The sequence below is a fragment of the Cyanobium sp. Morenito 9A2 genome, assembly GCF_024345575.1.
Taxonomy (GTDB): domain Bacteria; phylum Cyanobacteriota; class Cyanobacteriia; order PCC-6307; family Cyanobiaceae; genus ATX-6F1.
This window is the reverse complement of the sequence record NZ_JAGQBJ010000013.1, coordinates 54,124-77,408: the sequence shown is the minus strand read 5'-3', so window position 1 is coordinate 77,408 and position 23,285 is coordinate 54,124. Positions and strand designations below refer to the sequence as shown.

23 protein-coding genes and 1 pseudogene are annotated in these 23,285 nt (G+C 65.4%); 12 read left to right on the top strand and 12 right to left on the bottom strand.

The genetic code is table 11. From position 1 onward, the window contains the following. Window positions 1–137 precede the first annotated feature (137 nt). The 6 genes and pseudogenes from KBY88_RS13865 (at window position 138) to KBY88_RS13850 (ending at window position 4,359) form a co-directional block, all read left to right on the top strand. Complete coding sequence (locus KBY88_RS13865; protein WP_254940528.1) at window positions 138–1,328, top strand: MFS transporter; 1,191 nt, start codon at window positions 138–140, stop codon at window positions 1,326–1,328. Between the two features lie 176 nt (window positions 1,329–1,504). Continuing rightward, window positions 1,505–1,654 (top strand): hypothetical protein, encoded by a 150-nt coding sequence (locus KBY88_RS16190; RefSeq protein ID WP_315858140.1) that lies wholly within the window; start codon window positions 1,505–1,507, stop codon window positions 1,652–1,654. 12 nt (window positions 1,655–1,666) lie between these two features. After that, window positions 1,667–1,804: pseudogene (locus KBY88_RS16330) on the top strand (amidase family protein); the annotation flags it as partial. Further along, window positions 1,753–2,376, top strand: coding sequence for an amidase family protein (locus KBY88_RS16325; protein WP_396103209.1), 624 nt, complete (start codon window positions 1,753–1,755; stop codon window positions 2,374–2,376). The pseudogene KBY88_RS16330 and the gene KBY88_RS16325, both read left to right, overlap by 52 nt. A 313-nt stretch (window positions 2,377–2,689) precedes the next feature. Beyond that, window positions 2,690–3,763 carry a carbamoyl-phosphate synthase gene (locus KBY88_RS13855; protein WP_254940534.1) on the top strand — a complete coding sequence of 358 codons (1,074 nt, stop codon included), beginning with the start codon at window positions 2,690–2,692 and terminating at the stop codon, window positions 3,761–3,763. Window positions 3,764–4,116: 353 nt separating this feature from the next. Next, on the top strand, window positions 4,117–4,359 hold the full coding sequence (locus tag KBY88_RS13850) for a PqqD family protein (protein ID WP_254940527.1): 243 nt from the start codon (window positions 4,117–4,119) through the stop codon (window positions 4,357–4,359). A 1-nt stretch (window position 4,360) separates the two neighbouring features. Here the strand turns inward: KBY88_RS13850 and KBY88_RS13845 are convergent, their stop codons facing one another. From KBY88_RS13845 to KBY88_RS13835, 3 genes are read right to left on the bottom strand one after another with little or no spacing between them, the layout of a single operon-like run. Further along, window positions 4,361–4,879 carry a hypothetical protein gene (locus KBY88_RS13845; protein ID WP_254940526.1) on the bottom strand — a complete coding sequence of 173 codons (519 nt, stop codon included), beginning with the start codon at window positions 4,877–4,879 and terminating at the stop codon, window positions 4,361–4,363. 16 nt (window positions 4,880–4,895) lie between these two features. Then, entirely contained in the window at window positions 4,896–5,780 is an 885-nt protein-coding gene (locus KBY88_RS13840) for a sulfotransferase domain-containing protein (protein ID WP_254940525.1), read from the bottom strand. Continuing rightward, window positions 5,773–6,774 carry a hypothetical protein gene (locus KBY88_RS13835; protein ID WP_254940524.1) on the bottom strand — a complete coding sequence of 334 codons (1,002 nt, stop codon included), beginning with the start codon at window positions 6,772–6,774 and terminating at the stop codon, window positions 5,773–5,775. The genes KBY88_RS13840 and KBY88_RS13835 overlap by 8 nt, the downstream gene beginning before the upstream one ends. Window positions 6,775–7,040: 266 nt before the next feature. On the opposite strand from KBY88_RS13835, the gene KBY88_RS13830 reads away from it, so the two are divergent. Together KBY88_RS13830 and KBY88_RS13825 are read left to right on the top strand one after the other, a co-directional pair. Next, complete coding sequence (locus tag KBY88_RS13830; protein ID WP_254940523.1) at window positions 7,041–7,508, top strand: EF-hand domain-containing protein; 468 nt, start codon at window positions 7,041–7,043, stop codon at window positions 7,506–7,508. Between the two features lie 64 nt (window positions 7,509–7,572). After that, window positions 7,573–8,685, top strand: a complete 1,113-nt coding sequence (locus tag KBY88_RS13825; RefSeq protein ID WP_254940522.1) for a Rieske 2Fe-2S domain-containing protein — start codon at window positions 7,573–7,575, stop codon at window positions 8,683–8,685. Here KBY88_RS13825 and KBY88_RS13820 read toward each other — a convergent pair. Together KBY88_RS13820 and KBY88_RS13815 are read right to left on the bottom strand one after the other, a co-directional pair. Further along, window positions 8,673–9,665 carry a Rieske 2Fe-2S domain-containing protein gene (locus tag KBY88_RS13820; RefSeq protein ID WP_254940521.1) on the bottom strand — a complete coding sequence of 331 codons (993 nt, stop codon included), beginning with the start codon at window positions 9,663–9,665 and terminating at the stop codon, window positions 8,673–8,675. The genes KBY88_RS13825 and KBY88_RS13820 overlap by 13 nt on opposite strands. Window positions 9,666–9,729: 64 nt before the next feature. Next, window positions 9,730–10,344 carry a Coq4 family protein gene (locus KBY88_RS13815; RefSeq protein ID WP_254940520.1) on the bottom strand — a complete coding sequence of 205 codons (615 nt, stop codon included), beginning with the start codon at window positions 10,342–10,344 and terminating at the stop codon, window positions 9,730–9,732. A gap of 161 nt (window positions 10,345–10,505) precedes the next feature. Here KBY88_RS13815 and KBY88_RS13810 point away from each other — a divergent pair, with 161 nt between their 5' ends. Further along, a complete protein-coding gene (locus KBY88_RS13810) occupies window positions 10,506–11,111 on the top strand; it encodes an EF-hand domain-containing protein (RefSeq protein WP_254940519.1) in 606 nt (201 codons plus the stop codon). 186 nt (window positions 11,112–11,297) lie between these two features. Here KBY88_RS13810 and KBY88_RS13805 read toward each other — a convergent pair whose 3' ends face one another. From KBY88_RS13805 to KBY88_RS13790, 4 genes are all read right to left on the bottom strand, one after another. Beyond that, the gene (locus tag KBY88_RS13805) at window positions 11,298–11,480 is read right to left on the bottom strand and encodes a hypothetical protein (RefSeq protein WP_254940518.1); all 183 of its coding nucleotides are present in this window, start codon (window positions 11,478–11,480) and stop codon (window positions 11,298–11,300) included. 21 nt (window positions 11,481–11,501) lie between these two features. Further along, window positions 11,502–11,729, bottom strand: a complete 228-nt coding sequence (locus KBY88_RS13800; RefSeq protein WP_254940517.1) for a Nif11-like leader peptide family natural product precursor — start codon at window positions 11,727–11,729, stop codon at window positions 11,502–11,504. Window positions 11,730–12,103: 374 nt separating this feature from the next. Further along, the gene (locus KBY88_RS13795; protein ID WP_254940516.1) at window positions 12,104–13,324 is read right to left on the bottom strand and encodes an alpha/beta hydrolase family protein; all 1,221 of its coding nucleotides are present in this window, start codon (window positions 13,322–13,324) and stop codon (window positions 12,104–12,106) included. A 10-nt stretch (window positions 13,325–13,334) separates the two neighbouring features. Beyond that, on the bottom strand, window positions 13,335–14,885 hold the full coding sequence (locus KBY88_RS13790; RefSeq protein WP_254940515.1) for a class I adenylate-forming enzyme family protein: 1,551 nt from the start codon (window positions 14,883–14,885) through the stop codon (window positions 13,335–13,337). 922 nt (window positions 14,886–15,807) lie between these two features. Between KBY88_RS13790 and KBY88_RS13785 the strand changes: the two genes are divergently transcribed. The 3 genes from KBY88_RS13785 (at window position 15,808) to KBY88_RS13775 (ending at window position 17,731) form a co-directional block, all read left to right on the top strand. Beyond that, window positions 15,808–16,002 (top strand): hypothetical protein, encoded by a 195-nt coding sequence (locus KBY88_RS13785; protein ID WP_254940514.1) that lies wholly within the window; start codon window positions 15,808–15,810, stop codon window positions 16,000–16,002. Window positions 16,003–16,104: 102 nt separating this feature from the next. Continuing rightward, window positions 16,105–16,689, top strand: a complete 585-nt coding sequence (locus tag KBY88_RS13780) for an HIT family protein (protein ID WP_254940513.1) — start codon at window positions 16,105–16,107, stop codon at window positions 16,687–16,689. Window positions 16,690–16,792: 103 nt separating this feature from the next. After that, window positions 16,793–17,731 (top strand): HNH endonuclease, encoded by a 939-nt coding sequence (locus tag KBY88_RS13775; protein ID WP_254940512.1) that lies wholly within the window; start codon window positions 16,793–16,795, stop codon window positions 17,729–17,731. A gap of 443 nt (window positions 17,732–18,174) precedes the next feature. Here KBY88_RS13775 and KBY88_RS13770 read toward each other — a convergent pair whose 3' ends face one another. From KBY88_RS13770 to KBY88_RS13760, 3 genes are read right to left on the bottom strand one after another with little or no spacing between them, the layout of a single operon-like run. Next, a complete protein-coding gene (locus KBY88_RS13770; protein WP_254940511.1) occupies window positions 18,175–21,657 on the bottom strand; it encodes an RNA-binding domain-containing protein in 3,483 nt (1,160 codons plus the stop codon). Then, window positions 21,654–22,154 carry a DUF4411 family protein gene (locus KBY88_RS13765; RefSeq protein ID WP_254940510.1) on the bottom strand — a complete coding sequence of 167 codons (501 nt, stop codon included), beginning with the start codon at window positions 22,152–22,154 and terminating at the stop codon, window positions 21,654–21,656. The genes KBY88_RS13770 and KBY88_RS13765 overlap by 4 nt, the downstream gene beginning before the upstream one ends. Continuing rightward, window positions 22,154–23,272 (bottom strand): helix-turn-helix domain-containing protein, encoded by a 1,119-nt coding sequence (locus KBY88_RS13760; RefSeq protein WP_254940509.1) that lies wholly within the window; start codon window positions 23,270–23,272, stop codon window positions 22,154–22,156. The genes KBY88_RS13765 and KBY88_RS13760 overlap by 1 nt, the downstream gene beginning before the upstream one ends. Window positions 23,273–23,285 lie beyond the last annotated feature (13 nt).

Here is a 23,285-nt window from a genome sequence, read left to right as displayed (position 1 = left end):
CCTCCAGGGACGGGCCGTGCTCGACGCCTTGCGGGAACGCTTCAGGGCCATCCATTGCCATGAGCAGGACTGCCATCGCCTGGTGGGGGATCGCTTCCGTGGCTTTGATCGGCTGATCCTCGTCGTGGAGTGAGCGCTTGAAGCAAAGTGGATCCAGCCCCGGGCCCCTGCCGCCCCTGCCGCTGCTGGCCCTGGCCGTGGGCGTAAGCGTGGCCAACCCCTTCTACAGCCAGTCGCTGCTGCCGCCGATCGCCGCCGAGCTCGGCCTGGCCGCCGGCACCGCCGTGCTGGTGCCGGCGGCCACCCAGTGGGGACTGGCTGCGAGCCTGCTGCTGCTGCTGCCCCTGGGCGATCGGCTGGAACGGCGCCGCCTGCTGGTGGGGGCAGCCGCCGGCATGGCGCTGGCCTGCTTGGCGATCGTGCTGGCCCCGGGGTTCAGCCTGCTGCTGCCCGCCTTCTTCGCGCTCGGCCTCTGCGCCCTGGTGCCCTACCTGCTGCCGCCGTTCGTGGCCGAGCTAACGCCTGAAGCGCGGCGCGGCCAGGTGCTCGGCACCCTGCTGAGCGGCCAGTTCAGCGGGTTGCTCCTGGCGCGCAGCTTTAGCGGCGTGCTGGCCGAGCTGGCCGGCTGGCGGACCATCTACGCGGTGTCGGCCGTGCTGATGCTGGCGGTGGCGGTGCTGTTCCGCAGCCGTCTGCCCCACCAGCACCCGCCCCGCCCCCTGGGCTACTTGGCCCTGCAGCGTTCCCTGCTCCAGCTCTGGTTCCGCTACCCGGCCCTGCGGCAAGCGTGTCTGCGCCAGGCCCTGCTGTTCGGGGCCTTCATGGCCACCTGGAGCGCCCTGGCCCTGCAGCTGGCGGCGCCGCCCTGGCGGTTCGCACCGGCGGCGATCGGCGCCTTCGGCCTGGTGGGCCTGGTGAGCATCACCGCCGCCAGGCCGATCGGTCGCCTGGTGGATCGCCATGGCCCCGACCGGATCGTGCGGGCGGCCTGCCTGCTGGGCTTGGTCGGTCTGTTGCTGCTGGCCATCGGATCCAGCTCCCTGGTCGCCCTGCTGCTCGGCATGGCCTGCCTCGATCTGGGCGTGCAGGGCGCCTTCGTGGCCCACCAGACCACCGTGTTCTCCCTCGATGCGGAAGCCCGCACCCGCCTGGGCACCTGGCTGTTCTTCACCGCCTACCTGGGCGCCGCGCTCTGCTCACTGCTCGTGGCCCGTTATTGGTCCAGTTGGCACTGGCATGGCAATGCGCTCTTCGCCGCCTGCCTGGTGCTGCTGGCCCTGCTGATCCCGACCTCCGACTCACGCGGGGCGTCTGCGGCCGATCGGTGAAAAGCACCGACGATCCCGAGGTTCGCCGGGAAATGGCATTCCAGGCCTTTGAACGGGAGGCGGAGCGGCGGGGGTAATTGGTTGGCCGCAAAGCACGGTTGTCCGACCGCGCCAATTTCTCCAGAAGCCTGGCCTTCGTGGCTAGCTTCGATCTGCCCCCGACCGGACCTGGCCCGTTGAACGGCCCGAGCTTCGCGGTGAAGGATCTGATCGATGGGGCGGGCTGGACGACCGGGTGCGGCAACCCAAGCTGGCGTGACTCCCACCCTCCCGCCGCTGCCCATGCGGTGTGCGTGGAGCAGCTGCTGGCGCTCGGTGCCTGCTGAGTCGGCAAAACGGTGTGCGGTGAGCTGGCCTTCAGCCTGCTCGGCCAGAACCACTTCGAGGGCACGCCGCTCAACCCCCGCGTCCCCGATCGCGTGCCGTGCGGCTCCTCGAGCGGTTCGGCTTCGGCTGTGGCCTGCGGCCTGGTCGACTTCGCGCTCGGCCCGGTACCGGCGGTTCCGTGCGCGTTCCCGCCAGCAACTGCGGCATCCTGGGCCTGCGCCCATCCCATGGGTTCATCTCGCTGGCCGGCGTCAACCTCCTGGCGCCCAGCTTCGACACGGTCGGCCTGTTCGCCGTCAGGTGCCCTGTGTTGAAGCGGGTGGCGGCTGGCCAGCTGGCCAGCGCACCGGTGAAGGCGGCGGAGCCGGCCACGGGCTTGTCTGAGCCGTTCAGTGCCGCAGCAGATCGCCGAGCGGCATCGCCGGCATCTTCAAGGTTGAGGTTGGCGCCGTGGATGTGCCTCCGCAGCTGGGTGTCGTGGTCCAGGATCTGCAGAGTGTGCACTGACGAAGCGGGTTTGAACAGAAACGATCCGGCCCGATTCACGAAATCGGACTTCTGGCACTTCCACGAAGTCGAAAAGGTTTTTGGTCCCAGACACTGCCGCTGTGCATGTGCATCGGGCTCTCGTTCCCTGCTTGGTACACGTTCTCGCTGGCCCAGATTGTGTCCAAGGAAAACACATGCAGGGCCCGCAGCAGATGCTGCTGCCAATATCTAGTAAGAGAAGAGCGTAGGCCCTGATGTGCACGACGGTGTGGGCACGATGCACCCATTACTGCTTGATCGGGCGAATGCCATCCGGACCGGTGAGGATGGTCGGTCGGGAAGATCCCGCACTTCAGGTATCCACATCATTGCTCGCATGAGCACCTGCACTGCCGGCCAATGACACATCAAGCGGGTGGGACAGCTGCTTGAGCAAGCAGGTGTGATCCAACAACCTCAATAGACCAGTTGTCGCATTGGCCTGCCCCCCCACTTAGCCCATTCACATGCTGGGGTATAAGACAGAAAAATACTACAAGCCCTCATTGCAGCACTCCATCCGTCTCTCACTCTCGCTGGTGGGTGGCACAGCCTTTGGCTTGGCCAACTTCAGTCTGACCAGTCTTCCTGCCAGCGCCGAGCCGCAACCGGCAAGCCAGGAGGGCAGCGCTGCGGATCTGGGGGTGATGAGCATTTCCCTCAAGGATGCCGTGCAATTCAACTGGGGCTTCCAGGCTCAGACCCAGGGTGCCGGCACACCGAATGCCATCGGCATCGGCGCCTTCATCCCGCTGAAGGTTAACGAGAACAGTGTGTGGTTTCTCGATGCGAAGGCCGATGTCAATCTGCCGGATATCGGCAACTCCAGCAGCCTCATCAACACCGAGGTGGAGGGCACCACCATCTCCACCTCCACACGGCTGGGCTACCGCTGGCTGAATGGCGATCGCTCCTGGATGTTCGGTGTCAATGCCGGGTATGACAGCCGCCCGTTGGCAACGGGGCAGCCGGATACGGGCATCCGCGTGTCGGATTCTCGCACCGTGTTTTTTCAACAGGTGGCAGCAGGGTTGGAAGCCGTGTCGAATCACTGGAACGTCAACGCCTATGCGCTGATTCCGGTTGGCACCACGGAGTATCGGCTGAACAGCGGCTATCTGGGCGGTGCACTAGACACCTATGGCCTGGATGTGGGTTACAACATCACGCCCGATTTCCGCGCCTCGGTGGGTTATTACTACCAGGATGGCGATCTCAACAACGCTGATGGGTCGGGTGTGCTGGGACGGTTGGCTTATGACATCAGCAATGGTCTGACCATTGGCACTAATTTATCGTATGACTCTGCCTACGAAACACGCTTTTCGGCGGACATCAAATACCGCTTTGGATCCAATGGCTATGGCGCACCCAGCAAGAAGAAGGCTTGGGAGAAGCCAACGATCAAGGCACTAACCGAGACCGTGAAGCATCGTGATGTCCGGGTTCACGATAAGAATGATCCTACATGCGGTGGTGGAGTTACTACATTCGGAAATTGTATCCCTAGCAAGGCCACCGGTAGCTGTCTCACCACCCCGAATTATGTGCGCCAGAAACCTAATTGCACGCCTGAATGAATTTTGCAGAATCCACCCCGACGAATCGATGTCAGCTGGCCCGCCTCGCTGGATTTCCTTCGTCTAGAAAGAGTTTCCGATCCATGGCCATCGGCTGCGTTGAATTGATAGCCGCTATCTATCAGGAAGAATCACCTGGTAAAGGCTGGTCGCGTTGGCTGGGCTCAGAAATACTTGCAGATCTACCACGTTCTACCCATCGCAATCTGCTTGCTTTTCTCTATGCTTCAAGTCTGTCCTCGGCCTTGAATCTGTAAGGATCTCACGACAATGTGTTCGCTCGCCCAATGTCAAGCGATTCGCTAGCCCTAATCTTTTCGGACTTCACCCGTTTCAAGCGCCACCCGCAAGCCGTGTTCAGTGAACTGGATGGGGAGATCACCCTGTTTCAGAGCCGCACCTGCGATTATCTCGTTCTCAACGAATCGGGCTCCGCGATCTGGGAGCTGCTTTCAAGCGAGAGAACGCTCAATGAACTCTGCCAGTCTCTCTGTAAAGAGTATCTTATTGAGCCTGATATCTGCCGGCAGGATGTACGCGACTGGCTGGTGGAGGCCTGTCATCGGCACGTGGTGCTTGTGTTAGATCCAGTCTGATTCAGAGCACAAACTTCGTGGCCAATCGTCTGCTCCACACTTCGCCGCCCAGCTGATTGGAGCCCAGCATGACAAAGCCAAGCCGCGCGAAATAGCGACGCATGAAGCTCCTCTGCAGGCCTGGATTGATGTTGTCCGACATCAGTACTCCCGCTCGATGGTCGCGTTCTACCTTGGCCCCGTCGAACCCCTTGAGAAATGTCTTGTACAGCTGATTCGCCAATCGTGGTGATCGCACCTTCGGGTCCACGTACATGCGTTGGAAATAGGCATGTGTACCCAGATGCAGATCAGGGTTGAGCTCTCGCAACACTACGAGCACCACGCCAACGACCTGGCCGCTGCCGCCACGGGCAACGGCCGCAGTCTGGCGGCGAAGGGGCCGACCTGGCTGTGCCAGTGGCTCACGGCGTTGTGCCGTGAGGCGAAAGCGCCTGAGCTCGGCATGATAGGCAGCCTGATGCAGCCGCCAGAACGCATGCAGATCCTCGGCCAGAGCCGCCTCCACCTGCTGAAACACAAACGCAACCGAGTACTCAGGCCCCATCCACACCCTCGAAATCGAAGCGCCGCATCACCTCACCCAGCCCAGAGGCCAGCTGGCGCCGCTGCTCCCCAGTCAGCTGCTCTGCTCCTTCACCCGTACGGCCCGAGCGGAAAAAGCGCTCAGAAACTTTTGACTTTTCGGCAAAGCTACCGAGCTGCTGTTCCAGCTGCTGTAGCCGCTCCATGGCTGTGTTGGCGAGCGCTTGATCAATCAGAAACGGCTCAGCTGGCAAGCCCAGAAATCGTGCCAGTGCGCTGAAGGTTTCAGGGCCCTTGGCCAGCATGTCTTCGTAGCGCATCACCAGCACAGGCAACTGCGTCTGATCCACCCACGACACCACGTGTTGGTCCCATCGCCCCAGGTGCTGCCTCACCTGATCGCCGCCATAACGGTCCGACGGAGCCAGAGCCGCAGCAGGGTCCAGCAGAAAGCCAACGCAACGCGCCAGTGGCCAGGAGCAGTGATGGCTGAGGGAAACGACCACATCTTCCGGGTGGCGCAGCAAATACACCACCCCACGGCACCCTGCCGTGCTCACCACCGGCCGGCCGCGGGAGTCCGGGGCGCTAAAGGCGTCATGCACCTTGTGGAACCGTTCCCCCTCGGCAAACAGCCGGGCTGACTCGCCCGCACGGCCGCGCAGGGGGTCGAGCTCGGCAAAGCTCAGATCACAGGTGTTGATGCCCAGTTGATCCTCCAGCCAGAGGCGGGATGAGGCGATGGCTCCTGTGTTGAGGTCCCTGTTGAGATTGAGCTGCTCGGGCTCCTCCTCCGCAGCGAGGCGCAGCAACTCCGTCAAAAAGACACGGCACCAGGTGTTGCCCGACTTGGGATAGGAGGCGAGATACCAATAGCCCTGATCCCGATCAGCCATCGATCCGATCCTCCTCTGGCACGCCTTTTGGGTGCCTGGGGACCATCGAATCTGGATCGAGCAGATCGATCCGGCTCACGGCCTCCCGCATCGCCCGGATGCCTTCGGGAACCCGCAGGCGATGCAGGGGGACCTGCCGCACCAGCGCTGAGGCCTGCAGAAACAGCCCCTGCTCAGCCCCCATGCCGCGAACCACCCTGGCCTGGAACGCCTGATTGCGCACGATCAACAACGCTGCCTGCTTCGTCAAGGCCGCGGAGGCCTGAATCAGCGGCAGCGACGCTTGCTGATCACGATCGTAGCTCTCCTGATCTCGCAGGAGACGGTACACACACCGCAGGGGTGCCGGCTGATTCGCGCAGGCCAGGCTTTCCGCAGGCACGGCGTAGCGCTTCAGACCGCGCCGCACCAGCGGCAGCTGCGACCCATCCAGATCCAGAGCCACAGTGGCATCGTGCCAGAGCTTCAGTTGCTGCATCCCCGGCCAGACCCTGCCCTGGGCATCCACCGAAACCAGCTCACTGCTCAACAACCGCCAGCCCTGCTGCAGCAGGCACCAGGCCAGGGTGGATTTGCCCGAGGTCGCTTCACCCAGCAGAAGCACCGCCTGGCCATGGCGCACCACAGCCGTGCCCTGCAGCACCAGGGCACCACGCTGGATGGCCAACGCCCCCAGCCCACTGGTGACCAGAAAGGTGCGCAGGTCACGGTCGCTGACGCTGTCGTCCCAGCGTTCCCATTCCAACCTCTGCCCTGCCGAAGCCCGGAACCAGCCGATGCCTTCCAGTTCCAGACGCCACTCACCCGGCGCCAGCTGAAGCGTGGACGTGCTGTGGGGGCTCAGCTCCAGGGTTGGCCACTGCCGGTGACAACCAGCGGTCAAAGGCACTGGCTGCTGCCGATCAGTCACATCTGAGGCCGGCAGCAGTTCCGGCAAGGTCAGATCACTGCTCAGAATCAGCCCGTGGGCTCCATAGCAGTGTGCTCCTGTCATCAGCCTGGGGCTACCACCTTGTCGAGGTCATCAATCAGGGCCTGGCACGGGAGCCTCCCGGAGGATATCGGCCGTCAGGGCCGCTGCCGCGGGCCGATCCCCTGGCCCCGTGGATGTCAAGCGGGTCCGAACGGCCTGAGCACCCGGCGCCCGAGCCCGCGGCAGCGTCCCTGCCGGCCCAGCTGTTCCAGCGTTACTGACGCCTGTTCGCCTTCTACGACCGCGATGGCGATGGCCGCCACACCCTGGGCGGCGACTTTGAGCCGATGGCGGCTCGCGTCGCTGCGCGCTGGCAGGGCCGTTCAACCCCTTTCCCGAATCTGCTGCACCTTCTGCTCGAGACCTACCAGCACGAAAATGAGCGCCGGGACCACGACCACGACGGCCAGGTGGATCGGGAAGAGTTCGTGGCCTCCCCTCTCCGCGTGTTTGCTGTCTTTAGGGCCGATCCGAATGGCGCACGGCGGTTCATTGCCCGCTCCGCCGGCGGTTTCTTCGATGTGCTCGACCTTGATGGCGATGGCCTGCTCAGCCACAACGACCTGGCGGCCTTCGCCGCCGCCTACGGCCATCCCACCGGCGGCATCGCCGCCTACCTCGATCGGATGCTCACCGGCCTGGGCCTGCCGCCCGGTCTGCTGCCGCGGGACGCTTTCCTGACGCTGGTGGAGCAGTACTGGTTCGATCCCTCCCACGAAGCGCCTGGCCGCCATCTCTTCGATGGGGTCGGCTGACCGGGGCAGCTGCCAGACAGGCGGCAGCGATCTCCGTAGGCTTGAGTCCCTTTTGTTCAAGCCAGTGCCCCCGTTCCTCGATCTCGAGCGGCCCTGGCTGTCGGAGCGGCTGGTGGCCTGGCCGATCCTGGCCAGCGGGGAATTGGCGCTGGAATCGGCATTGAGCCTGCGGGTGTTCGGGTTGCCCCTGCTGGTGGTTCGGGGCGCCAATGGGCGTGTGTCGGCCCACATCGATGCCTGCCCCCACCGGCTGGTGTCCTTTTCCTGCGCCGGCACGCCGCCACGGGTGCAGGGTTCGGTGGTGCGTTGCCCCTACCACTACCAGGAATTCGATCAGGACGGCCGCTGCGTGCACACCCTGCATGGCGAAACCGGTAGCGCCGAGCATCTCGTCACGCTGCCGCTGCGGGAGTGGGCTGGTTTCCTCTGGCTGCCGGCGGGACGCCGCCTGTTCGCTGCAGCTGATCCCGCCGCCTGGCAGGCGCCGGAGGTGGAGGCGGCCCTGCAGGCGGCGCGGCTGCCGGCCGAGTTCGAGCGCGAGCTGCTCGATCCGGCCACCGATGCCCTGCCGCTGTTCCACTACCGCTACCCGGTGGGCCCCTGGGGCCTGGTGCTCACCAGCGGCATCGACCACACCCACGGCTTCCACGTGCACGCCATCGCCCGCACCGTGCATCAGCTGCGGCGCTGGCTGGGCCAGGAAACCCTCAGCGGCATGCACATGGTCTGCGACGACGACGAGCGCTCGGTGCTGGTCACCTATGAGCAGTACCGCGACAGCCTGCAGGCCTACTGGAAGGTGGGCGGCGCCCCCAACCTCTGGCTCAACAAGCTCGATGGGGGCCTGCATCTGGCGGTGCTGTTCGTGCCCGACGATCAGGGCAGCACCACCCTGCGCGGCACCCTGTACGCCGCCGGTCGCTGGCGCTCCCTGCTGGGAAACGGCCCGGCCCTGAAGGCGTTGCGCGATCTCTCCAACCACAACAACGAGGAGGACCGCCCCTTCATCGAAAGCCAGGCGGCCCTGCTGGGCGGCGGCCGCATTCCGGTGGGCAATGCCAGCATCAACGATGCCCCGGTGTACCGCTTCTTCCGCTACCTGGAGGCGATCACGGGCACGCCGATCACCTTCGGGGCCAAGCCCCACCCCCGCGACCTGCTGGTTCAGCGCGGCTGAAGCAGCTCCCGCAGCCGCTGGCGCATCAGGGCGATCGGCTGATCCGCCTCGATCAGATGCTCGCCGCTGGGCCAGGGCTCAAGGGCGGTGGCCATGGCGGTGAGGATCGCCCGGTCCTGATCGATCAGGCCCCGCTCGAAGCGCACCATGGCGGCGGCCGGCACCTGCTCTTCGCTGTCGTTGCGGAAGTAGAAGCGGCTGATCTGGGTGGCCTCCCCGCCCGTGGGCACGGCGTGGAGCACGATGCGCTGGCGCAGGCCGTTCGGCCACTCCAGCTCCAGGCTGAGGCCTAGCGGCGCGATCCAGCTCACCTGCCGCTCCACCGTCAGCGTGCCGGCGTCGCTGGCCAGGGTGTCCTGCAGCACGGTGTTGTTGTGCACCTGCAGGGGGATGCGGAAACGGAAGCCATCGGCGGTGTCCTCGATCGGCCCCTCGATCGGATCGGGCCGGGCCGTGGTGGCCTCCAGCAGGCCGCGGTGCACGAAATAGTGGTGGAAGTTGTCGAGACCGTTTTCGATCACCCGGAACGGGGAGCAGTGCCAGCGCTCCCAGAAGCCATCGATGCGCCGCTGGGCCGGGTCGTGCTCCTCGGGGAAGCTGGGCAGCGGCAGCTGGGGCTGGTCCGCCAGGCACACCCACACCCGGCCATATCGGGCCTGGGCCTGGTAGGTGTGCAGGCGGCAGGCCTCCGGGATCGGCCGCTCCGGCTGCTGGGGGATCGCCCGGCAGGCGCCGTCAGCGGCGAACTCCCAGCCGTGGTAAGGGCACTGCAGGTTGCCTTCCGAGCTGAGGCTGCCGCCCGAGAGCCGCGCCGAGCGGTGCGGGCAGCGATCCGGCGCGGCGTGGGGCGCCCCATCGGCCCCGCGCCAGATCACCAGGGCTTCGCCCAGCAGCTCCACCGCCACCGGCGCCTCGCCCAGCTGATCGAGCGGCAACACCGGATACCAGAAGGGGCGCAACCGGTCGGGTTCGAGCGGCATGGCTGGGGGGAGCTCAAAGGCTGGAGTAGGACAGGATTCTCCTCGACCCAAAGCGGGAAGGTGATCAGTCCTCGGTGAGACCGTCTGCGAAGGGGCTGTCCGCCAGCAGGGCGCTGATCCCCAGGCGATCGCGCCAGGCCGTCAGCGGTTCGCCCCAACCCTCCTCCCAGCGCTGGGCCAGCAGGGGCGCGCAGTGGCCACCGAGGCGCAGGCCATGGGCGATCGCCTCGGCCAGGTCGGGCTGGGCCGGTTCGTTCCGTGACCGCGAGAGCAGATCGGCGCAGATCAGCAGCGCCGCCCCCGGGTGGTACAGCTGCCGGGCGCCGATGCCATTGATCGCCACATCCCCGGCCAGGTTGGTGGGACAGCCGGTCACCACATGCCAGAGGTCGTGGGTGGCGCGGATCCGGAGCTGGAGGTATTGGTCGTCATCGCTGAGGTTTCCGATCCCCGCGGGCTTCGGCAAGAGACCGAGCCCTTCGGTGATCAGATGGCGGCCGAGGCCCGCGGCCAGGCTGCCCTTGGGATAGCGCGCCAGCTCCTCGATCGTGGGCCAGGGTCCCCAGTAGCGCTCCCGCACCAGGGCCGCCACCGCTGGCTCGGCCTTGAGCCGCGCCCGACCCGCCTCGGCGTAGGGGAAGTCGTAGCTGAGGTTGAGCAGTTCGATCGCCCCCGGCACGTCGTCGGGCCCTCGCTGAGGCGCTCCAGCGCATCCACCATGCCGGCCAGATGGGAGCGCAGGCGCTGGGAAGCAGAAATCACGGAAGCCAGGGCTCCAGATCGGCAGGCTAGATAGGGCAGGGGGCGGATAACGTGGCCCCGATTGCTTGCGAAAGTTGGATGGCGAGCAGCGTCAACCCCCCCGAGCCGGCCAGCCTGCCAGCCCAGCTGATCCACAGATACCGGCGCCTGTTCGCCTTCTACGACCGCGACGGTGACGGCCGTCACACCCTGGGCGGCGACTTCGAACCGGTGGCGGCACGCCTCGCTGAGCGCTGGCAGGGGCGGACCACCCCCTTTCCGGATCTGCTGCGGCTGCTGCTCGACACCTACCGACACGAGAACAAACGCCGAGACGGCAACCATGACGGCCAGGTGGATCAGGGGGAGTTCGTCGCCTCCCATCGCCGGGTGTTCGCCACCTTCAACCTCGATCCCGAAGCTGCGCGGGTCTTCATCGCCCGTTCCGCCGGCGGCTTCTTCACGGTGCTCGACCTCGACGGGGATGGCGTTCTCGAGCTCAACGATCTGGCGGCCTTCGCCGCCGCCTACGGCCATCCCACCGAGGGCATCGCGGAGAACCTCAACGGGATGCTGGCCGCCCTGGGCCTGCCGCCCGACCGGCTGCCACGGGAGGCGTTCCTGACATTGGTGGAGCAGTACTGGTTCGATCCCTCCCCCGGGGCACCCGGCCGCCAGCTGTTCGATGGGGTGGGCCTGGCGTAGCCCGCCCAACCCCAGCTCCGCCGCGGCGATGCCGGCCCGTCCAAGCCTTCTGCGCCGACCCAGGCCAATCCGGGCAGCGGGATCCGGGCACGGATGCCGTCCATCCAGGGCCGGCGGCGGGCAGCAAGGCCGTGGGGCGCATTGGCCAGGGTTCAGGCGACCGGCTGCCGCATCCGGGGGGGGTGTTCAGGCTCCCGAAGCTGACCCGGGGACCGGCACGATCCGGTAGGACTCCCGGTCGTCGGAGCAGCAAAGATCGGCGTAGTAGCGCTCCAGCACGGCATGGGCCTCGTCGTAGCTGGCGAACCCCTGGCCGGCGATGCCGTCCTTCACGCCGTCATCGCGCTGGATCTCATAGGTGTCGCCCATCGGTCTGTCCCAAGAAGGTGTTCAGTAGTACCGACCCGGGTATTCGCCGGGATGGTCGATGCGGGTGACGCGCACGCCTGCGGGAGATGTTCCGCAAACGCGCAGGAGGTCGCTCCCGCTCACCGGGTAGCCAAGGGACTGGGCCAGGCGGGACACTTGATCGGCTGTGCTCGCCTCAGTCACCTGTCGCCGCAGGGAGGGGTCGGCGCGCACGCGCGCAAGGAACTGCTCCAGAGGGGTTTCGCTCAACTCAGCAGCCTCAACGACGCCGCCCTCGATGATCAGTCAGTCTGCCCCGCCCGTTGGCCGCCAGGCTTGGGCCCGGCCGGAGCACCGGGCGAAGGTCGGCCAGCACAAAACCATCGCCTCAGGGCCCCAGAGCCCCCCAGGAATCACCGCGATGCCAGCGGGCCGGCGGTAGCCATCACCCTTGCCGCTCACCACAGCCAGAAACGCTTGCTCACCGGAGCGGCGGAACCCCTTCTGCACCAGTTCCCCCCGTCTCACCCCGCCAGGAGGCCCCCGTGCCCCCGGCAGCTCCGTCATCCACCAGCACCCGCCCGCCCCTGAGCCGGATCAGCCGGGCGGTTCTGCCGCCAGGGCCAGCCGGGAGGTCTCCATCGTCATCGGCACGGGTGAGCTGCACCGGGGCTGGCGAACACAGCGTCCAGCCAGTCGTAGGCGCGCTGGTGGAACAGGGAGCGGGCCGTCTCCTCGCAGTGGCCGCCGGCGCCCTCGGCGGCGGTGAAGCGCACCAGTGTGCGGGGGCACCGCAGCGCGGCATGGAGCTGCTCCGCGAAGCGGGCGATCGGATCGCCTTCCGCCCAGGCCACCAGGGTGGGGCAGCGGATCCGTTCGGCGCGCCCCCGGAGGCTGTAGTCGCCGGCGATCCGGAAGTAGTCGGCGATCGAATCGAGCCCGTGCACCCAGAGGGCCCGCCGGACGGTCCACTGCAGGGAGGGGTTGGAGCGGATCTGGGCCTCGAAGCCCTCGAGCTCGGCGGGGTCGATCTCCGGGAGGCGTTCGCGCACGGCGGGGGGAAGCGGCAGGTTCGTGCGCAGGGCCTCAAGGAGGTCCCACTGTCCGGGGTCGGCGATGCAGGCCGCGAGGCGGTGCTCGCCGCTGGCCGCGCGGGGGGCCAGGTAGCCGCCGAAACTCCAGCCGATCAGCGCGATCCGCTGGGGGTCCACCTCGGGTCGGGAGAGGGCGTGGTCCACCACCGGGCCCACCACGGCCTCCCAGTCGGGGCGGAACACCAGGCCCTGGTGGATGAGGGGTCGGCCCTGGCCGGGGCCATCGAAGGTGAGGCAGTGGTAGCCGCGGCGCACGGCGGCCACGGCATGGGCGAAGTGCGCCTCGTGCACGGTGGCGTCGTAGCCGTTGGTGGCGATGAGCAAGGGCCGCGGCTGGCCTGAGTCATCGGCACGGTGGAAGTAGCCGGGCAGGCTCGTGCCCTCGTAGGGGATCTCCACGGCCTCCACGGCCGGCGTCATCAGTGCGGCCGCCCGGGCGAACGCCTCGGATTCCCGATCGAAGGCTTCCACCAGCCGGGGATCCACGGGCGCAGCGAAGAGCGGCAGCCAGGCGGTGCGGTAGTAGTTGCTGGCCCGCAGCCAGGCCTCGCGGGCGCTCACCGCGTGGCCGGCGGTGGCACAGGATTCGGCGATCTGGACCAACCGATCCGCCGTGGCGGTCCAGGCACAGAACCAGCTGTCGGTATCCCCGGGGGCGATTTTTGATGCCGCCACGAAGCACTCGCCGAAATCCGCACCGCCATAGAGCGCAGGCGACAGGGCGCGGACCGCAAAGCGCTCAAAGAGAGGGTCGGCGAAGAAGAGGCCCATCGGGAGAGGCTCAGGGGGCGTGCAGGGTGTCCGCCGCCAGCTGGCGCAGGGCCAGCCGATCGGTCTTGCCCACCGGGGTGAGGGGCAGCTCGGGCAGCACGCGGATCTCTTCGGGAGCCTTGTAGCCCACCCGGGCCCGGGCGAAGGCGATCAGTTCGGCCTCGCTGGGGACGGGCTGATCCGGGCGCAGGGTCAGGTAGGCCAGCACGTTCTCGCCATGCACCGGGTCCTGGATGCCGATCACCCCCACCAGATCCACCGCCGGATGTTCCGCCAGCGCCTCCTCCACCTCCTGGGGGCAGATGTTGGAGCTGTCGTGCACGATGATCTGCTTACGGCGGCCGCAGAACCAGAAGTAGCCGTCGGCGTCGACGCGCATCTCATCGCCGCTGTCCAGCCATCCCTGCACGATGGTCTCGGCGGTGGCCTGGGGGTTGTCCCAGTAGCCCACCATCATCGAAGGCGCCTGGATCCAGAGGCGACCCTGCTCGCCCGGGGCCACCTCGGCGCCGTGCTCATCGCGCAGGCTGGCGCGGAACCCCGGGCAGAGCCGGCCCACCGAACCGATCCGGTTGAGCCCCGATGGGGGCGCCAGGGTGGCGTAGCCGATCTCGCTCATGCCGAAGCATTCGTCGATGCCGAAGCCGGCGGCCTGGCGGAACTCCTCCTGCAGCTGGTGGGGCACCTTGTCGCCGCCGCTGATGCAGAGGCGGATCGATGCCAGATCCGTCGGCTGGAGCCGTTCATCGCGGATCAGTTCGAACAGGGCCGCGGGCAGCATCAACAGCAGCGTCGGCCGGTGGCGCCGCAGCAGGGTTTCCACGGTGGCCGCATCGATGGGGCTGGCGATGGCGGCGGAGGCGCCGGTGGCCAGGGCCGCCAGCACGAGGGTGGAGGAGGCGATGTGGGCCACCGAACTGCCAGCCAGCACTTCCTCGCCGGCCTTCAGTTCGCTGGCCTGGATCAGGGAAGTGAGCACGGCGGCGAAGCTGGCCCGGCTGTGGGTCACCCCCTTGGGCCGGCCGGTGCTGCCGGAGGTGAAGTAGAGGAAGCAGGGATCGTCGTCGGCCAGCGCGGGCCAGGGCGGGGCGCCGCCGGCGGCGGGGGCCGCGGCCAGCAGACCCTCGAAACCGGTGGGATCATCGATGCGGAGGCAGCCCAGCGGCAACCTGCCCGCCACGGCGCTGGCCTTCACATCGGCCAGCCGTTCGCCGTGGAACACCAGGGCCGACGCCCCGCTCACCGCCAGGGCATGGTCGATCTCCGGCGGCACGTAGCGATAATTGAGCGGGGTGAGCACCAGACCGCTGCGCAGCCCGGCCAGGTAATGGACGACCAGCTCCACCCGGTTGGGGATCAGGGAGGCGAGCCGGTCGCCCCGTTGCAGTCCCAGCCGCCGGTAGGCCCGGGCCAGTTGCTCCACCTGGCGATCGAGCTCGGCCCAGCTGATGGCGTGGGTGAGATCCTGCAGCGCCGCTGCCGCCGGGTCGCGCCCGAGGCCGGCCTCCAGAAGGCGGTTCAGGTCGATCGGGGTGGCCAGGGGCGGGCCGTGGGTAGGCATGGGACACCGCAGCCCGATCACTCTGGCAGCCCCCGGCAGGACCAGGGCGAAGGGGCTGGCAGGAGCTGCCGATCGAAGCGCGTCATGCTCTGGCCGTGGCGCCGTCAGGCGATCACGCCAGAGGGGGTTCCAGCAGGGGTGCCCGCCGGATGGGCCACCCCAAGCCAAGCCCGCCCGGTCGCCCGGCAGCCGCCAGCATCACTCCATGGCCAACTGCCCCTCTGCTGCCTTCCTTCGCCTGCACGACGACGTGACGCGGCGGATGCGCATGAGCCACATTTACCAGCCATTGATGCTGCAGCCGAAGGCGTCCGCGTAGCGGTTGGAGCTGATCAGCCGCCACAGCCCGGCCCCCGCGCAGGACGTGACCCGCCGGATCCTGGGGGAACCTCACTCAAACCGTTGGCTGGTCACGGTGACCTTTCCGCCAGGCCTTGACGTCGGCACTGAGCCCGTCTTCGCTGAGGCCGAGGCGCTCCAGTTCCGCCTGCAGCAGCATGCAGCAGCCGGCCAGCCTCCAAGACCTTGTCCCGATCACTCAGGTTGCCTTGCTGGGGCAAGGGCACGAAGAGGCCAATGGTGCGGCCATGGCGGGTCACCTCAATCGGCGTGGACGATTCCAGATGGGAGGCCAGCCGGGACCTGAGTTCACGGATGCCAATACGGGTCGTCACGCCGTCCTCCCGCCAAATGTGTACACATCTTAGGGCTGGCTGGGGCGGCACAGCCACTCCCGGAGCCGGGTTGGTTGCAGCCGCCACGCGCCCAAACCAGAAGGGATCCCAGCAGGTGCTCCTGCCTGACGGGCCGCCCAAAACCCAACCTGGCCGGAGCGCCCGGCAACCGCCAGCATCGCTCCACGCCCCCTGCCCACTCCCCCACCTACGAACGCCTGCGCGACTACTTGACGCGGCGGATGCGCATGAGCCACATCTATCAACCGCTCATGCTCATGGAACTGCTGGGCCGCCGCAGCCCCGCCCCAGTGCAGGACGTCGCCCGCAGGATCCTGGGCGAGGACGTGACCCAGATCGACTACTACAGCGAACGTGTCAAGCGGATGGTGGGCAAGGTGCTCACCGGCAACGGCATCACCACCTACGGCAGTGGGGTCTAAAGCCTTATTGGCGCAAGCGAGCTGAGCGACGCCGAGCGCGATGAGCTCCTGGCCCTCTGCCGGCAGCGCCTCGACGCCTTCCGCGCCCAGCGCGGCGAGGAGGTGTTTGCCCACCGCAGCCGCCACCGCAGCCCGATCAGCGGCTCCATCAAGTACCGCGTGCTCACCCGCGCCCGAGGCCGCTGCGAATTCTGCGGCGCCCACGAGCACCAGTGCGCCCTGGAGGTGGATCACATCATCCCCAGAAACCAAGGAGGACCCGACGACCTCTCCAACGTCCAGGCCCTCTGCTTCCGCTGCAATACGGGCAAGCGGGACACGGATCGCACCGACTTTCGCGGACTCCTCGCCAGCTACCAGATCAGGCAGGAGGACAGCCGCCGGGTGCTGCTGGAGAACGAACTGGCGCTCTGTATCGCCGATGCCTATCCGGTGAGTGAGGGGCACAGCCTGGTGATCCCCAGGCGCCATGTGTCCGACGGGCTGGAGTTGCACCAGCCGGAGTGGAATGCGGTGGTGGAGCTGCTCAAGCGCCGGCGGGAGCAGCTCGCGGCTGACGATGCCGGGATCAGCGGCTGGGCTGGTTCGCTCAACGCAAGAGGGGGGGCTGAACTCAGGCGAAGCGGCCGGCCAGACGGTGTTTCATGCGCATTGGCATCTGATCCTGAGGCGAGAAGGGGATTGTGAGCAGCCGCGGGGTGGAGTGCGGGGGGTGATTCCTGCGCATCAGGCCTACTGAAGACACTCAGCTCTGACTCGGCTACAACTGGGCCAACGCCAGCCACCATTCATGGCCTACTGGTGGGTCAACCACAAGCAGACCTACCGGCAGGAAACCGACGGCGGCTACATCTGGTCGCCGAAGGCCAATGCCAACGGCGCGCGGAACGTGAGCTACGACAACCTCACCCGCTGCCAGCGGGGGGATGTGGTGTTCAGCTACGCCAACGGCAAGATCAGCCAGATCGGCCTGGTGGAAACAGCGGTGGTCACGGCCCCCAAGCCACCGGAGTTCGGATCGGCCGGGGAGAACTGGAGCCAGGAAGGTTGGCTGGTGCGCGTGAACTGGCAGCCGCTGCGCCAGGCGCTGGTGCCGCAGACGTTTTTCGAGCTGTTGCAACCGCTGCTGCCTGAGCGCCACAGCCCGATCAGCACCAACTCAGGTCGGGGCAACCAGGGTGTGTACCTGGCGGGGTTGGGCGAAACCCTTGGCCTGTTGCTGCTCAAGTTGATCGAAGACCATGCCGATCCGGCGGTGCGGGTGCACCTGGTGGTGCTGGCGGAAGAAGGCGACTACACAGCCGCCCTGCTCGATGACATGCAACGGCTGCGGGAGGTGCCGAGCAGCACCGAGCGCGATGCGCTCACCAAGGCGCGGCTGGGGCAGGGGTTGTTCCGCCATCGGGTGTCGGAACTGGAGCCGTTCTGCCGGGTGACGGGGCTGGCGCGACAACAGTTTCTGGTGGCGAGCCACATCAAACCCTGGCGCGATTGCGACAACCGCGAGAGGCTCAGCGGTGCCAACGGCCTGCTGCTCTCCCCCCATGTGGACAAGCTGTTCGACCGCCATTGGATCAGCTTCGATTCCGGGGGTGCACTGCTCTGCGAACACGAGGCGGCCCGCGATGCGTTGCGCTGCTGGGGGATTGAGGGCGCCAACCTGATCCGGCCGTTCAGTCGGGAGCAGGAATCCTTTTTGGCTGACCATCGGGAAGCTCTGAGGCACTGAGGTAAGCCATCAAGAAGGACCCTCGCTGGGTAAGAACCTCTGGATAAATGAGGCCAACGGCATAGAGTTGCAGCGGGAATGCCAGCCCGTGCCTCCTGGCAGCCGCCGCCAACACTGCACCTCAATGAATGGATTGTTGGCGATGATCAACTGCACGCGGTAGCGGAACTCGGCATCGGCGCACTGATCCGGGTGTGACAGCTGTTCTGCAACGGCTTGGGTGCGGAGAAAGGAGATGAGGAAGGCCGAGGGCTCCCCCCCGTGTTGGAGGGCTTGGGAAAACCGCCAAGCGGCGCCACTGGGGTAGCCGTCGTGATGAAGGTAGAGATGGTGGTTCGATTCGCCGGGAAAGCCAGAGAAGGTGTAGACGGCACGGGTAGCCAAGGGTTAGGGGCGGTTGCTCTAGAGCCAATGCCCCCTCCGTATCACCTCAGCTCAAAAGGCTAAGGGCCTGGGTTGAATCCTGGGAACCTCGTACGGATGAACTCCGTGGCGCTCTCGGGAGCCAACTTCACTGTGCCGGGACCACTACGCACGAAGAAGTCGCCATCTGGGGTGGCCTCCAGTCCCTTCCAGCGAAGACGCACTGGCTCAGGACTGCGCTGACAGCTCACCACGCACACAGTGCGGCCTTGAACGTTCTGGGTTTTGGGGTCGATGCAGGTGCCGGCACGATCGCCTAGGCCGTTCCGGACCACTTGGGAGAGGTGGCGCATGAACTTGTCGTCGTTCTCGAGCTTATCCGGCTCAATGCCTACTATTGAGCCATCATCGGCAACACCGATCAGCAGGTCACCGCCTTCGGTGTTGAGGAAGGCGGCAATGGTTTTGAGTGCTGCATGGGTGACGCCCTTGTCGTCCTTACGGTTTTCCTGGAGGCTCCAGCGGAGGGTGGACTTGAACTCAAGGGTTTTCGATTCACCTCGTTTGATCAGCTCTTCGGCGTTGCGATGGCCGCGCAGGTATTGATCGAAGAGGAAGTTCTTGACGGTTTCACCGAAAGCCGCATCATCAGTGATCCGTTTGTAGAGATCGAAATTTGAATCAACGATGTCCTGAATCACATTCTCCACCTTCTGATCAAAGGTGAGCCGCACATTTTCACGGGTGTTGACGCGAGCCGCAGCCTCAAGGGCCACGTCATCGGCCAAGCGCTCCATCATCTGGCCAAGCGTGATCCGATGCTCGGGCCCCAGGTTCAGCCCGAAGCGCTCATTGAGCTCGGCCACAATGCGCGAGAGCGTTTCGAGCTCCTCAGGGGCAGGTCCATGGGGGCCCTTCGTTCCCACTGGCTGGAGCACGCCGTTGCCACGATCCAGGGGAATGGCTCCACGGCTGGTTTCCTGAATTCGGTACGACTCCATGTCGATGTTCTGCTGCACCTCAAGGGGCAGTTCCAGTTGGTCAGCGGGCAGGAGTCTGCGCAGGTAGCGGGCGAACTGGTAGAGCTTTTCAAGATCGGCGTCGGTGAAGGGAATCACCTGAGCCAGAAAGGCATAGAGGCGCACGTAATCAGTAAGCTGGCTGCGGAACTCGTGCCGTTCATCAATGCCGAGTCCTTCAAAGTGATCTAACAGGGGCATCAGCACCTGGTAGAGGCCATCCTGGGTGGCTTTGGGGTTGAAGAACAGCTCGGCGAAGGCATGGATATCGGCCGGGGTGTAGACGGGGAAGTCCGCCAGGCGCGTTTCAATCTCGTAAAGCAGATTCGGATCAGTGGCCTCCGAAAGCAGGGTGGCTTCGAAATAGGGCTCAAAGGCAGCCTTGATGGCATCGGCTTCATTGGCGAAGTCCACCACCAAGGTGCCTGCCTTCTTGGGGTGGGTGCGGTTGAGGCGTGAGAGGGTCTGCACTGCCCCCACACCGCCAAGCTTCTTGTCCACATACATAGAGTGGAGTAGGGGCTGATCGAAGCCGGTCTGAAACTTGTTGGCCACGATCAGGAAACGGAACTCGGCCTGCTCGAAGGTGCTGGCGGTCTGCGCCTCTGGCAGACCATTCATGCCAGATTCGGTGTAGCCCTTACCCCCATCTTGTACCGTTCCGGAGAAAGCTACCAGGGACTTGAAGGGGTAGCCACGTTCGGCAAGATAGCGATCGATGGCGAGCTTGTAGCGCACCGCATGGAGACGTGAGCGCGTCACAACCATCGCCTTGGCCATGCCGCCGATCTGATCCTGCACGCTTGTGGCGAAATGCTCCACGCAGATCCGCACCTTCTCGCCGATGGCGTGGGGATGCAGCTCCACAAACGACTTGAGCAGGTATTCCGCCTTGCGCTTGTCATACCGCGGATCGTCATCGACCTTCTTGAGCAGCCGCCAGTAGGCCGTGTAGGTGGTGTAGTTGGCCAGCACATCGAGGATGAAGCGCTCCTCGATCGCCTGGCGCATGCTGTAAAGGTGAAAGGGAGCGAAGGTGCCGTCGGGCCGGCGAACACCGAAGAGCTCCAGGGTTTTCGGCTTGGGGGTAGCGGTGAAAGCGAAGGTAGACACGTTCGGCAACCGGCCGCGCTTCTCCATCTCGGCGAGGATCGTGCCCTCGAGTTCCTCCTCCGGCGTAGCTGCGGTTTCCTCTTCGCTTTCGGCCGCTTCCAGAGAGGAGGCACTGAGCACGGCTTTGAGGCTCTTGGTGCTTTCGCCCGATTGGGACGAGTGGGCTTCATCCACGATCACTGCGAAGCGCTTGCCGGGTAGCTCACCGATCTGCTGAGCGATCACTGGGAACTTCTGGAGGGTGGTGACGATGATCGTCTTGCCGGATTCGAGCGCGTCCTTGAGCTGGCGAGAGGTGGTGTCGATGGTTTCGACCACGCCAAGGGTCTGCTCGAACTGGCGGATGGTGCTCTGCAGCTGGCGATCGAGGATGCGGCGGTCGGTGATCACCACGATCGAGTCGAATACGCGCGCATCGGATGCGTTGTGGAGGGTGCTGAGCTGGTGGGCCAGCCAGGCGATGGTGAAGCTCTTGCCGCTGCCGGCGGAGTGTTGGATTAGGTAGCGCTGGCCGGGGCCACGGCTGCGGGCATCGGCCACCAAGCGGCGCACACAATCAAGTTGCTGGTAGCGGGGGAAGATGAGGAAGTGCTTGCCAGTCTTGCGGCCGTTGTCGTCTTCCTGCTCCACCTCGTGGATGAATTGGCGAACCAGATCCAGCACGCTGGAGGGCGACCAGATCTGCTCCCAGAGGTAGGCGGTGGCGTAGCCGGACCGGGTGGGCGGCACAGGGGCGTTGCCGGCACCGCCAAAGCGTCCCTGGTTAAAGGGCAGGAAGCGGGTGCGCGGCCCTGCCAGCTGGGAAGCCACGTACGCGAGCTCGGAATCCGCGGCGAAGTGGCCCAGGCAGCGGCCATAGGCGAGCAGCGGTTCGCGATGATCGCGGGTGGTCTTGTACTGGCGGATCGCGTCTTGGACGTTCTGTCCCGTCAGCGGATTCTTAAGCTCGGCGGTGAAGAGAGGAACTCCGTTTAGAAAGAGAACCAGATCAAGACTGTTCTCATTGCGGGTGCTGTAGTGGAGCTGGCGCACCACGGCGAAAAGATTGGCGCCATGGAGGCGGCGGGTTTCCTCGTTGAGACCGCTGGCGGGTTGGAAGTAGGCCAGACGGAACTTGCAGCCGGAATCCTTGAGTCCCTGACGGAGCACATCAAGGGTGCCGCGTCGCTCGATCTCGGCGGAAACACGTTTGAGAAACTGCTCCCGTACGGCGGTGCCATGGTGCTGGGCGAGCTTGTTCCACTGCTTCGGCTGGGTGGCCAGTACGAAGTCGAGCAAATCCTGCGAGAGCGAGCAGAGATTACGGTCGTATTGATCGGGCTTGCGCTTGTGGTAGCCGGGCTGGTGGGCGCCGTCGTTGGACGTGCCGTGCTGGATCAGGGCCGTTTCGATCGCCTCTTCGAGCACGCGTTCGGAGATCTCAGGCGTCATGGCGCGCCTCCAAGACCCAACACGAAGCGTGCCCGTTCATTGCGGAGCATCTCATAGGGCGTGATGCAGCGGATCCCGAGGCTGATGCAGGCATCAGGGATCTTGATGATCTTGATGGAGGCACGCGGCTTTTCATGGGTCACAACTGTGTGCGCACCAGCATGCGCCTGCGAAACCAAATAATAATCAGCCACACTCAGAAACGTATTGACTGCGGCCGGGTCATAGCTTTGCCCAACAGCCCACGAACTGACAGCCCCGAGTGATGTCACCACCCCCGGGCTAAGAGGTAAGAAAAAACTGCCTCGGCGTGCAGCTGCCCACCTCGCAAGATCGTCAGCTCCGGCCTCAACTTCATCTCCCACCTTCTCGATACTGAAGACCGTTCCATCGGCATTGCGATCATCCAGCCATTGCCAGAAGGCCGGGCAGAAGTCGAACCCATAGTGGAGGTTTTTGGCTGAGATGAAAACGTTCGCATCCAGCAGGTAAGCCATCAGAAAGCGACTCCCAAGCTGGTGCTGAGCTGGCGGAAGGTGTCAATCTTCCGAAAGCCCAGTAGGCGAAAAGCCTCCGTGAAGGAGGAACGCCCCTCCAGGGTGCTGCTCACCACCGCCCGTGCGAATCGCTTGCTGACTCTTGCCCCCAGGGTGAGGTAGAAATTGCCACCACTGCCTCCAGGGAGTTCAAGAAGGCGTTCGAGTTCGGCGTTGTACGCGTGCCAGTAGGCCTCACCACGCAGGCTGCCTGCGTCATGCATCCGGCGCAGGATAACCAAGGTACTCACCTTGAATCGCCTCGCCAAACGATTGAGCTCCTCCTGCAGATCAGCACCCGTATCCTGTTCAGCTGTGAACACAGCAAGCGGTACAAGGAGCTCTGCAGCAACCTGATTGCACCAGCGCTCAACAGCCTGCGCCGGGGCTTCAGAAGCCTGGGCATCCGAAAGGGCCGATTCACCGAGCCAGAGGTGGGCCAGCTCATGGGCCAGGGTGAACATCTGCGCCGCCTTGCTGTCGGCGCCGTTGATGAACACGAGTGGGGCCACAGGGTCGGCCAAGGCAAAGCCGCGGAACTCCGAGGGATCGAGCGCCCGCCGATTGTTGCTGCCCACGACTCCACTCACCATCACAAGAACGCCGAGCGCATCTGCTTTCTCAATGAAGGCGCGCAGAGCATCGGTCCACGTCGGCAGGCGCCGCTGGGCCTCCAGATCAACGCCGAGGGCTGTGCGAATGGAAGCAGCACTGCGAACGACATCAGCCCCAAGCGCGAGTGATCCCACGAAGGGCAAGGGCTGAGCCCCAGCCTGCCGGGCATCATCGCGGTACCATTCCTGGCGCTGCTGGCAGAGATAGACCGTGTCCAGCAGGTCGGGGCTGGCGCGGCGCAGTGGCTGGTCTGCAACCGTGCGGAAATCGGGAATCGGTACAATCTCTTCAGGGGGTTCGCGAAGGAACAGGTAGCCAATTGGAACATGAACAGCTTTGGCATAGGCCTCAAGCTGCTTCAGCGTTGGCCGCGCTTCTCCTGTCTCCCAATCCGCAAGGGGGGCAAACTTCGATGCCAGGCTTTCTCGGGTTCTTCCGGCACGCTCGCGCGCCCACCGGAGCATGGCACCCTCAATC